Raw genomic sequence first — 10,271 nt, forward strand, 5'->3', positions numbered from 1 at the left:
CCGCGCCGGTCGATGCTCAGACCAGGGCGGTGGCGACCAGGGTCGCGCCTCCGGCGAACGAGACGGCCAGGACCCCGGCGCGGGTCGCGGACGGCGGCAGCCGCGGGGCCAGGGCCATGCCGGTGGCCGCACCGAGCGCGAGCGCCGGGACCGTCGGCCAGGACGGGAGGACGAACCCCAGGACGGCGGCCGTCGCCACGTTCTGGACGAGGAAGAAGGCGTGCAGCGTCGAACGGGTCTGAGGCCCGGACCAGCCCGCGTTGGCGGCGTACATCCCGATCGGGGGTCCGCCGACGCCGCCGATGACGTTGAGTCCGGCGCTGCTGAGGCCGGTGATCCACGCGCCGCCCGGACGGCGGAGGAACGACGCGCGCACGCCGCGGGCCAGCAGCGCCACGCCGACGAGCACCCCGCATCCCGCGGCCACGGCGAGCAGCCGGGTGTCCGCCGCGCCCAGCAGCCAGGCCGCGACAGGCGTCCCGAGCAGCGTCGGGACGAGCAGCCGTCCGGCGTCGCGGGGCCGGACGTGCCGCCAGTCGCGCGCGAGCGGCAGCAGGGACGCGAGCACGGCCAGCAGCAGGACGGCCGGGACGCCTCGGTGTGGCCCCATCGCGGCGATCAGCGCCGGGGCGGCCACCAGGGAGAAACCCATCCCGGTGGCCGCCTGCGCGAACGCGCCCAGAGCGACGGCCGCGACGGCCACCGACTCGATGGCGGTCACGAGGCGCTGTCGAGGGTGTAGCGCCGCTGGAACCACAGGGCCGCGGCCATGAGGACGGCCGGTACGACCGTGATTCCGATCCGCAGCGCGGTCAGCGCCGTCCTGGACTGGTCGACATGCTCGTCGGCGGTGCTGGAGACGAAGCCGCCCATCGCCAGGACGGCGGAGTACACGTAGGGCCCGACGGCGGTGCCGGTCGCCTCGGTGGCCGTCCACACGCCGGTGTAGGCCCCGGCCTTCGACGATCCGGCCGCCTCCGCCGCCGCGACGGCGTCCGGCAGCATCGAGAACGCGAACAGCTGCAGCCCGGAGAACGCGATCCCCATGGCCATGACGACGACGGCGGTGGCGGCGATGCCGGGCGTCCCGTCGAGCGCGGCGCTCGGCAGAAGCGCCAGGGCGCCCAGCCCGAACACGGTCTGGGAGAGCAGCAGCCCCCGCTGCTTGCCGATGCGCCGCGACCAGGCCGTCCAGACCGGGCCCGCGAAGAGCGCCGGGCCGAGGAACAGCCCCATGAAGAGCGCGGTGAGCTTGGAGTCGTCGAAGAGGTACTCGGTGACGTAGGGCAGGGCGGCCAGGAACAGGTGCGTGGTGGTGCCGGTGAACAGGTAGGACAGCACCAGCGCGCGGTAGTCCCGGTCGCGCCAGGCCACCCGCAGGTCGGCGAGGGTGGAGTGCCCGGCGCGCTCGTCCGGCGCGCGGAAGCCGCACACGTCGGTGAGGCGGCGCACGCCGGCCAGCGCGACGGCCGCCGAGACGGCCATGACGACCGCGAGCAGCAGCGCCATCCGGGTGTAGTCGCCCCGGCCGCCGCCCGCCGACAGCGCCGGCGCGGCGACGCCCGCGCCCAGCAGCCCGACGGTCAGCAGGACCATCCGGAACATGAAGACGCGCGTCCGCTCGTGGTACCCGACGAGCAGGTCCGACGGCGTCGTCAGGTACGGCACCTGGAAACCGGCGAAGAGCAGGTTGCCCACCACGAACCAGCCGCCCACCCACAGCGCCGCGGGCGCGCCGGACAGCCCGGACGGGACGCTGAACATCGCGACCATCGCCACGCCGAGCAGCAGCCCCGTGCGCATCATCCGGCGGCGGTGCCCGAGCCGGCGGGCCTCCCGGTCCGACCGCGACCCGAGCAGCGGGTGGACGACGATGTCGACCACCTTCGGCAGCAGCAGGGCCAGGCCGGCGAGGAAGGCCGGGACGCCCAGCGTGTCGGTGAGGAAGTAGAGCAGCAGGAGGCCGGGGACGGTGACCCAGACGCCCATGCCGACCGAGCCCGAGGCGTACACGACCAGGGTTCCCCGGCCCGCCCCCGCCAGCGCGCGGGGGCGCGTGTCCGGGGGTGTCACGGCCGCTTCCGGTGCCGCTCGACCACGCCGGCGGCGAGGGACGCCCCGTCGAACGCGCCCGCCCTGGCCCGCGTGGCGAGCGTGCGCGCCACGATCCGGTCGGTGAGGGCGGGCAGGTGGCGGGCGAGGAAGAACTCGACCGCGCCCTTGCGGGTCGTCGTCACGTCGCGGCGCGGACGCACCGCCAGCGCGGTCCGCATGATCGCGCCGACCACGCCGTCCAGCGGCTCGTACACGCTCATGCCCTCCAGCGACAGGCCCGCCGCCTTCGTCGAGTCGTGGATCGGGCTCCTCACCGCGGACGGGTAGACGCAGCTGACCGTGACGTGCGTGCCGAGCTCCAGGCGCAGCGCGTCGGCGTAGGCGACCATGGCCCGCTTGGACGCGCCGTACGCGGCGGCGAGCGGGAGCTGCATGACCGCCATCCGCGAGGTCACCATCACGACGCGGCCCCGCGCGGCGACCAGGGCGTCGACGCAGGCCGCCGTCACCCGCCAGGTGCCGAGCAGGTTGATCTCCAGCTGGCGGCGCACCTCGTCCCCGGGGGCGTGCTCGGCCGGAGCCGGGCCCCCGATCCCGGCGTTGTTCACCAGGATGTCGAGCCCGCCCAGCTCGGCGAGGGCCTCGGCGACCCCGGAGGTGACGCTGTCCGGGTCGGTGATGTCGCATTCGATCACGGGGAACGGCTCGTCGCCGGACGGCCGCAGGTCGAGGCCGACCACGCGCGCCCCGGCCCGCGTCAGCCGCTCGCCGAGGGAGCGGCCGATGGTGCCGGACGCGCCGGTGATGAGGACCCGCCGCCCTCGGGGGTCGTGGAGGCGGTCGCGGGAGGAGAACGTCATGCCTTGGCCTTCGCGGTCGGGGTGTGGACGGCCGCGCCGCCCGCGGCCCGGCGGACGCCCGCCCGGATCTCGCGGGGGAGCGCGGTGACGTACTGGTCGAAGTCGATGCGCATCATCGGACGCTTCCGGCCCCACCGCCGGACCGCAGCGGCGTACGCGCGGCGGACCGCGGCGCGCTGCTCGGCCGGCGAGGGGAGGGCGTAGCGCCCGCCGAGGTAGGCGGCGGCGAGCTTGGCCTGCGCCTCCACGACCGGCAGCGCCGCGCCGGTGGACTGCATCAGCCCGACGAAGGCCAGCGTCGGCTCCTTGAGGTGGAAGACCCGCTGGTAGAGCGGCAGCGCCTCGGGGTCGTCACCGATCCAGTCCCGGTCGAGGAAGGGGATGGTCACGCGGTAGCCGGTCGCCCACACGATCGTGTCGACGTCCTCGGCGGTGCCGTCGGTGAAGACCACCCGGCCGCCGTCGAGCCGGTCGATGCCGGGACGGGCGACGACCTCGCCGTGGGTGAGCCGGTGCAGGATCGTGTCGCTGATCGTCGGGTGGTTCTGGAAGAGGCCGCCCGCCGGGCGCGGCAGGCCGTAGCTCTCCGGGGTGCCGACCGCCAGCCGCAGCATGGTCTGCGCGATCCGCTGCCGGACGCGCCACGGCAGGACCGCGAGGGCCCCGCCGGTCGCGTCCGAGGGGCGGCCGAAGAGGTACTTCGGGACGATGTGCGCGCCGTGCCGGGCCGACAGCAGCACCGGCCCCGCGGACACGTAGGACGCGTCCACGGCGATGTCCATGGCCGAGTTGCCCATGCCCACGACGAGCACGCGCTTGCCCGCGAACACGTCCGGACTGCGGTAGTCGTGGGCGTGCATCTGGACGCCGTCGAAGGCGCCCGGGTAGGCGGGGGACGGCCACCTGGGGTCCCAGTTGTGGCCGTTGGCGACGACCACCGCGTCGTACTCAGCGGTCGTCGCGGACGTCCCGTCCCGCGACTCGACCTCCCAGACCGGCCCGGTGCGGCGGACGGCGGTCACGGTGGCGCCGAACCGGATGCGCTCGGTGACGTTGAACTTGTCGGCGTAGTCCGCGAGGTACCCGGCGATCATCGCGGCGGACGGGTAGTCCGGCCAGTGCGCCGGCATGGGGAAGTCCGCGAACTCCGTGCGGCCCTTGCTGGTGTTGAGGTGCAGGCTGTCGTACGCCGCGGACGTCCCGCCGGGCTCGTCCCGCACCCACAGCCCGCCGACCCGGTCGCTCCGTTCCAGGACGGTGACGTCCAGCCCGTGGTCGAGCAGTGCCTTGGCCGCGGCCAGTCCGGCCGCCCCGGCCCCGACCACCGCCACCCGTGTCGCGCCCATGCCGGGTCCTCCCTTCGTCGAGGGCGCTCATTCAATCAATTGATGGAGATCAGAGCAATACATCCTGACCTGGACTTTTCATCTCCATCAATTGATTGCCTACTCGGAACGGGTCCGGTAGCCTCGGGCGCATGAGCGCCCAGCCCGACGACGGTCCCAGCCGCAGCGAACGCATCCTGGAGGCCGCGAGCCGGCTGTTCGCCGAGCGCGGGTACGACGCCACCAGCACCCGCGCGATCGCCGACGCCGTCGGCCTCAACATCGCGACGGTCGCCTACCACGTCGGCGGCAAGCCCGAGCTGTACCGCGCCGTGATGCGCCGCGCCCACCTGGCCCAGCGCGAGGTCGTCGTCGCCGCGCTCGAGCAGCTGCACACCTGCGGCTCCTCGGCCGAGGAGACCCGCGCCGCGCTGCTCGGCTTCGTCGACGCCTACCTGTCCTTCTGCCTGAACCGCCCCGAGGTCGCGGCGCTGTGGATCCGGCGCTGGCTGTCGGAGGGGGCGGACGTGACGGAGATCGAGACCGAGTTCGCCGGGCCGCTCGTCGCCGAGGTCGCCACCGCCGTCCGCGCGGTGCTCGACCGCGCCGGCATCGGCGCCGGCGTGGACGTCGAGATGCTGACCTTCACGATCGTCTGGACCGCGCACTCCTTCGGCCAGGCGGGCATCATCGACCCCGCCGGACGCCGCGTCGGCCCGCGCGACCTGGCCGTCCTCGACCGCTTCCGCGCCAACCTGCACGCCATCGTGACCGGCGTCCTGGACCAGAAGAGCTGAACCGGGGCGTGGCGGGCGTCCCTCGCCCGCCACGCGTGGGACGGCGGGGGAGCGCAGGCCCCGGAAGCGTCTTCCAGGGCCTGCGGGGTGCGGCCGGGGCTACGGGATGATCTGGTCGGCGGTCGTCCAGTCCGTCACGATGGCGTGCTGCGCGGCGGCTGCAACGTTCAGGAGCCTGGCGTGTCCACATCACTAGGAGATGTACAGAATGTTAAGGGGATTCGTCCGTTATGGACGCGCCCCTGGCGTGCCAGGGGCGCGTCACCACGCGTGAGAACGCGCTTACGCGTCGATGCCTGGGCCGGCCGACAGCTCGGCGACGAGCCGTTCCGCGATCGGCACGGGGACGCCGTGCCGGTCGGCCGCCCGCAGCAGGGCTCCGCCGATCGCGTCCAGCTCCAGCGGACGGCCCGCCTCCGCGTCGCGCTGCATGGACGACTTGCTGCCGGCCGGGAAGGCGTCGTAGCGCGCCAGGACCCGGGCGGCGTCCATCGGCGCGCCGCAGGCCCGGCCCACCGCGGTGGTCTCCTCGACCAGCGCGGCGAGCTCCTCGCGCCGCTCGGTCCGGACGCCGCCGATCGGGAGCCGGTAGCGGGTGGTGAGCAGGGCGAACGGAGCGAGGAAGGCCAGCTTCGCCCAGAGGACGGCGTCCTCGTCCGGCAGGACGCGGGCGGTGACCCCGGCGGCGGTGAGCAGCGCGGCGAGCGGAGCCAGACGCTCCTCCGGCCCTGCCAGGTCGATCTCGGTGAACGGGCTGCCGTGGTCGATGACGCCCGGCGCGGTCCGGGTGGACTCGACGCGGATCACGGCCGGCGCCACCTGCCGCGCTCCGTAGCGGCCCCGCAGGGTCTCGGTGTGCTCGAAGCCGTTGAGCAGCGGCACGACCAGGCCCGCGGCGACGTGCTCGGCGGGCACCCGGTCGAGCGCCGGGTCGAGCGCGGTGTGCTTGACCGTCACCAGGCACAGGTCGACGGGCTCACGCAGTTCGGTGTCCGCTTCGACCTTGACCGTGAAGTCGCCGAACTGTCCGCTGCGGACCCGGATGCCGTGGCGGCGCAGCGTGTCGGCGGTCTCCTCGCCCGCTATGCAGACCACGCGGTGACCGGCGCGGGAGAGCAGCGCGGCGAGCAGGCCGCCGACGCCTCCCGGGCCGAGCACCGCGATGGCGGCGGGAGACGGCATCGCGGCGGAGCCGCTGTAGACAGGCGTGGCGGAGTCGCCGTTCACGGGCGTGGCGGAGTCGCCGTTGACGGGCGTGGTGGAGTCGCCGTCGACGGGCGCGGCGGAGTCGCCGTTGGCGGAGGTGCTGTCGTGCACGGGTTTCCTCTCTGGATCGCGGGTCGGCGCCCGTCCCGGTCAGCCCCGCTCCGCGCGGAATCGGCGGGGGAGAACGGGGACGAGTCGCCGCCCTTCGCCAGCGATGATCGCGAGAGGGCATCTCCCAGTCAATCCTCGGGTTGGCTTCCAGATCCCCAAGGAAATCCTTGGGTCTCGCCCCGGTACTTTGGCCTGTGTGTCCATGACCTTCGACGACCTGCGCGTCTTCGTGGCGGTCTGCCGGGCGGGCAGCCTGAGCGCCGTCGCGCGGGACCTCTCCTGCACCCAGTCCGCGGTGAGCCAGCACGTCAAACGGCTGGAGCGGGCGACCGGGGTGCGGTTGCTGGAACGCCGTCCGCGCGGGGTCGTGCCCACCCCGGAAGGGCTTGTGCTCCAGGCGGCGGCCCGGGAAGGGCTGGCCGGTCTCGACTCGGCGCTGCGCCGCCTCGGCGAGCTCGCCCGCGGCGAAGCCGGGTCGGTGCGGGTGACCACGGGGTCGACCACGGTGCGGCACTTCATGTCCGAGGCGGTCGTCGCGTTCCGCCAACGCCACCCGGGGGCGACTCTGGAGTTCCGTACCGAGACGTCCAGCCGCAGCTGTTTCGACGCGCTCACCGAAGGCGCGGTCGATCTGGCCTGGGTCACGATCGGCCTCCCGGTGCGGGGGATCGAGCAGCGTCCCGTTGTTGAGCTGCCCTGGGTGCTGGCGGTCCGGGACGACGACCCGCTCGCGCGCCGGACGTCGGTCCCGGCCGCCGACCTCGCCGGCATCCGGCACATCCGGCTTCCGGAGAACTCCGCCTCGCGGGCGCACCTGGACACGGCCTTCGCCCGTATCGGCGTCCGTCCCACGTCGGACACCGGTGTCGCGGACTGGGACACCGCGATCCTGCTGGCCGAACTCGGCGTGGGGCACGCCGTCGTCCCGGCCCTCCCCGGGCAGGACGCGCCCGGAGGTCCGCTGAGGTTCCTGCCCCTGCCGGACCTGCCGCCGCTGCCGGTCGGCTGGGCGGTCCGGAGCTGGGACGCGCTCACCCCGCTCGCGCGCACCTTCGCCGACCTGGTCACGTCGGCGCGCTGGGCCGTTCCCGCGGTTCCGGCCCAGCGCACCGTCGCGGCCGACCGGCAGTCCCACTAAAGCCTTCGGCGGATTCTTCAGCCCGGCATGAAGTAGAGGACACATCCTGGCCACTTCTGCTGCGAGCTTCTTCCTCGTCGGAGAAGACGCCGAAGCAGAAGGAGCACACCATGTCCGTCACCACCGCGACCCATCTGAACTTCCGCGGCGACGCGCGCGCGGCGCTGGAGTTCTACCGGTCCGTCTTCGGCGGTGACCTCGCCGTCGTCACCTACAAGGACGCGGGCGCCGTCCAGGGCGAGTCCGAGGCCGACCAGGTGATGTGGGGCCAGGTGCGCTCGGCCGCCGGCTTCCACGTCATGGCCTACGACGTGCCGTCGGGGATGCCCTACGAGCAGGGAACGAACGGGTTCTTCGTCTCCGTGCGGGCCGAGACCGTCGAGGAGGTCACCGGCTACTGGGAGAAGCTCGTCGAGGAGTCGACGGTCGTGGTTCCGATGGGGCCGGCGGGCTGGGCGCCCGCCTACGGGATGGCGCGGGACCGGTTCGGCGTCGTCTGGGTGCTCGACGTCGTGAGCGACCAGACCGGCTGGTAGCGGCCCGCGGACGCCGATGTCAGGTGAGGATGACTTCAGGTAAGTACGTCAGAATGTAAGAACAAAGTATTGACTTGACTCGAGCCCGGGACTACAAATGTGCTCCAAGCCACACGGGTGGCGTACAGGTGAACATTACGTGAACACTTCGTGAACCCGTAGTGGACGGACGGGCCACAGGAGGACGGGATGCGGGTCGGGCTACTGGGTGCGGGGCGGATCGGCGGGTGGCACGCGCGGCTGCTGGCGCGGCACCCGCTCGTGGACGAGCTGGTCGTGGCGGACGCCGACCGCCGCCGTGCGGAGGTGCTCGCCGGTCCGCTGGGCGCCCGCGTCGCCGACCCGGAGGAGGTGTTCGCCGCCCGGCCCGACGCGGTCGTCATCGCCACGCCCACCGGAACCCACGCCGAGCTCCTCGTGCGGGCGTGCGAGGCGCGGATCCCGGCGTTCTGCGAGAAGCCGGTCGCGGAGGACCTCGCGGCGACCCTCGCCGTCCGCGACCGGGTCGCCGCGAGCGGCGTGCCCGTCCAGATCGGGTTCCAGCGCCGGTTCGACGCCGGGTACGCGGCGGCTCGGGCGGCGCTCCGGGACGGCGGGATCGGCGTCCTGCACCGGGTCCACATGGTCACCGCCGACCCCGCGCCGCCGCCCGCCGAGTACGTCGCCGTCTCCGGAGGCATCTTCCGCGACTGCCAGATCCACGACTTCGACGTGCTGCGGTGGGTCACCGGCCAGGAGGTCGAGGCGGTCACGGCGGTGGGGGCCAACCGCGGCGCCCCCTACTTCGCCGAGGCGGGCGACGTGGACGCGAGCGCCGTCCTGCTCGTCCTGTCCGGCGGGACCGTCGCCACCGCGCACGGCGGACGCTACAACGCGGCCGGCTACGACGTGCGGATGGAACTGGCGGGCACGGCCGGGACATGGGTGGTCGGGCTGGACGAGCGGGCGCCGCTGCGCTCCGCCGAACCCGGCGTCGACTGGCCCTCCGGGGACTCCTGGGGCGACTTCCGCGAGCGGTTCGAGCCCGCCTACGCGACCGAGATTGGAACGTTCCTGGACGTGGCCCGGGGCCACGCCCCCAGCCCGTGCACCGTGGACGACGCCCTGGCGGCCCTGCTGATCGCCGAGGCCGCCACGCTGTCCCGGCGCGAGGGACGCACCGTCCGGCCCGCCGAGCTCACCCCCGCGGAGGCCCGATGACCTGGGCGATCGCCTTCGGGCTCGTGGCACTCGGCTTCGTCTACGTCAGCGGCGTCAACGACGGCGCCACGCTGCTCGGACTCGGCGGCCGGTACCCGCGCAGCTCCCGGCTCGCGCTCGCCGTCCTGGTGGTCGTGCCGCTGGTGGTCGTCCCCGAGGCGGCCGGCCTGTCGGTCGCCCGGACGTTCACCGAGCGGCTCGCCGACCTCGGGGACCCGCACGGCGCCGAGGCGTTCCTGTTCGGGGTGGCGGTCGCGCTCGCGGTGGTCGTCGGGCTCTCGCTGCGCGGCCTGCCGACCAGCCTCACCCTGGCCGTGGTCGGCGGCATCGGCGGGGCGGGCCTCGGCGCGGGGCTCCCGGTCTCGTGGTCGGGCCTGGCCGGCGTCCTCGCGATCGGCGCCGCCGCCCCGCTGGTCGGCCTCGGCCTCGGCTACGTGTTCGGCGTCGCCGCCCGCCGGGTCCCGGGGTTCGACGGGATGCCGCACGCCGTCCGGACCGTCCACGTGCTGGCCTACGGCGCCCAGTGCGCCGCCTACGCGGCCAACGACGGGCAGAAGATGTACGCGGTGGTCAGCGTCGCCCGCGACGTCGCCGCGGCCCGCCGGCTCGGCGCGGTCGGCCCGGTCCAGGTGTCGCCGCTGATGCTGGCCGCCGTCGCCGCGGTCTTCTGCGCCGGCGCGCTGAGCGCCGTGCACCGGGTCGGGGAACGGCTCGGCCGCGGGCTGGTCCTCGCCCGCCCGCTGCACGTGGTGTCCACCGAGGCCGCCGCCGCGGCGGCGGTCACCGCCAGCTCGTTCGCCGGAGCCCCGGTCAGCATGACCCAGTCGGTGGCGGCCGGGGTCGTCGGCGTCGCGGCCAGCGAGGGCCCCACCCGGGTGCGCTGGCCGAACGTCGCCCGGATCGGCGCGGCGTGGGTGTTCACCCTGCCGCTGGCCCTCACCGCCGGAGCGCTCGCCGGACTGGCGGTGCGTGCCCTGTGAACGCCGCCGCCCGCCGCCGGAACGCGCCCCTGCCCGGAACCGCCCCGCGCGGCGGGGCCGCCG

10 protein-coding genes are annotated in these 10,271 nt (G+C 74.3%); 5 read left to right on the forward strand and 5 right to left on the reverse strand.

Going from position 1 to position 10,271, the window contains the following annotated elements:
• Positions 1–16: 16 nt before the first annotated feature.
• Genes DZF91_RS37995 through DZF91_RS38010 form a run of 4 tightly spaced genes read right to left on the reverse strand, consistent with a single transcriptional unit; the run spans position 17 to position 4,261 of the window.
• Entirely contained in the window at positions 17–721 is a 705-nt protein-coding gene (locus DZF91_RS37995; protein WP_235834856.1) for a TSUP family transporter, read from the reverse strand.
• Positions 718–2,073 carry an MFS transporter gene (locus tag DZF91_RS38000; RefSeq protein ID WP_235834857.1) on the reverse strand — a complete coding sequence of 452 codons (1,356 nt, stop codon included), beginning with the start codon at positions 2,071–2,073 and terminating at the stop codon, positions 718–720. The genes DZF91_RS37995 and DZF91_RS38000 overlap by 4 nt, the downstream gene beginning before the upstream one ends.
• The gene (locus tag DZF91_RS38005; RefSeq protein WP_117361862.1) at positions 2,070–2,915 is read right to left on the reverse strand and encodes an SDR family NAD(P)-dependent oxidoreductase; all 846 of its coding nucleotides are present in this window, start codon (positions 2,913–2,915) and stop codon (positions 2,070–2,072) included. The genes DZF91_RS38000 and DZF91_RS38005 overlap by 4 nt, the downstream gene beginning before the upstream one ends.
• On the reverse strand, positions 2,912–4,261 hold the full coding sequence (locus DZF91_RS38010; RefSeq protein ID WP_117361863.1) for a flavin-containing monooxygenase: 1,350 nt from the start codon (positions 4,259–4,261) through the stop codon (positions 2,912–2,914). Before DZF91_RS38010 ends, DZF91_RS38005 begins: the two co-directional genes overlap by 4 nt.
• A 131-nt stretch (positions 4,262–4,392) precedes the next feature.
• Here DZF91_RS38010 and DZF91_RS38015 point away from each other — a divergent pair, with 131 nt between their 5' ends.
• Positions 4,393–5,037, forward strand: coding sequence for a TetR/AcrR family transcriptional regulator (locus DZF91_RS38015; protein ID WP_117361864.1), 645 nt, complete (start codon positions 4,393–4,395; stop codon positions 5,035–5,037).
• A gap of 282 nt (positions 5,038–5,319) precedes the next feature.
• Here the strand turns inward: DZF91_RS38015 and DZF91_RS38020 are convergent, their stop codons facing one another.
• Entirely contained in the window at positions 5,320–6,354 is a 1,035-nt protein-coding gene (locus DZF91_RS38020; RefSeq protein ID WP_235834858.1) for a ketopantoate reductase family protein, read from the reverse strand.
• Positions 6,355–6,556: 202 nt separating this feature from the next.
• Here DZF91_RS38020 and DZF91_RS38025 point away from each other — a divergent pair, with 202 nt between their 5' ends.
• The 4 genes from DZF91_RS38025 (at position 6,557) to DZF91_RS38040 (ending at position 10,208) form a co-directional block, all read left to right on the forward strand.
• Positions 6,557–7,492 (forward strand): LysR family transcriptional regulator, encoded by a 936-nt coding sequence (locus tag DZF91_RS38025; RefSeq protein ID WP_117361873.1) that lies wholly within the window; start codon positions 6,557–6,559, stop codon positions 7,490–7,492.
• Positions 7,493–7,602: 110 nt separating this feature from the next.
• On the forward strand, positions 7,603–8,028 hold the full coding sequence (locus DZF91_RS38030) for a VOC family protein (RefSeq protein WP_117361865.1): 426 nt from the start codon (positions 7,603–7,605) through the stop codon (positions 8,026–8,028).
• Positions 8,029–8,217: 189 nt separating this feature from the next.
• Positions 8,218–9,228, forward strand: a complete 1,011-nt coding sequence (locus DZF91_RS38035; RefSeq protein WP_117361866.1) for a Gfo/Idh/MocA family protein — start codon at positions 8,218–8,220, stop codon at positions 9,226–9,228.
• Positions 9,225–10,208, forward strand: coding sequence for an inorganic phosphate transporter (locus DZF91_RS38040; protein ID WP_117361867.1), 984 nt, complete (start codon positions 9,225–9,227; stop codon positions 10,206–10,208). Before DZF91_RS38035 ends, DZF91_RS38040 begins: the two co-directional genes overlap by 4 nt.
• The last annotated feature ends 63 nt before the right edge of the window (positions 10,209–10,271 follow it).

It is taken from the genome of Actinomadura logoneensis, from assembly GCF_003428695.1.
Taxonomy (GTDB): domain Bacteria; phylum Actinomycetota; class Actinomycetes; order Streptosporangiales; family Streptosporangiaceae; genus Spirillospora; species Spirillospora logoneensis.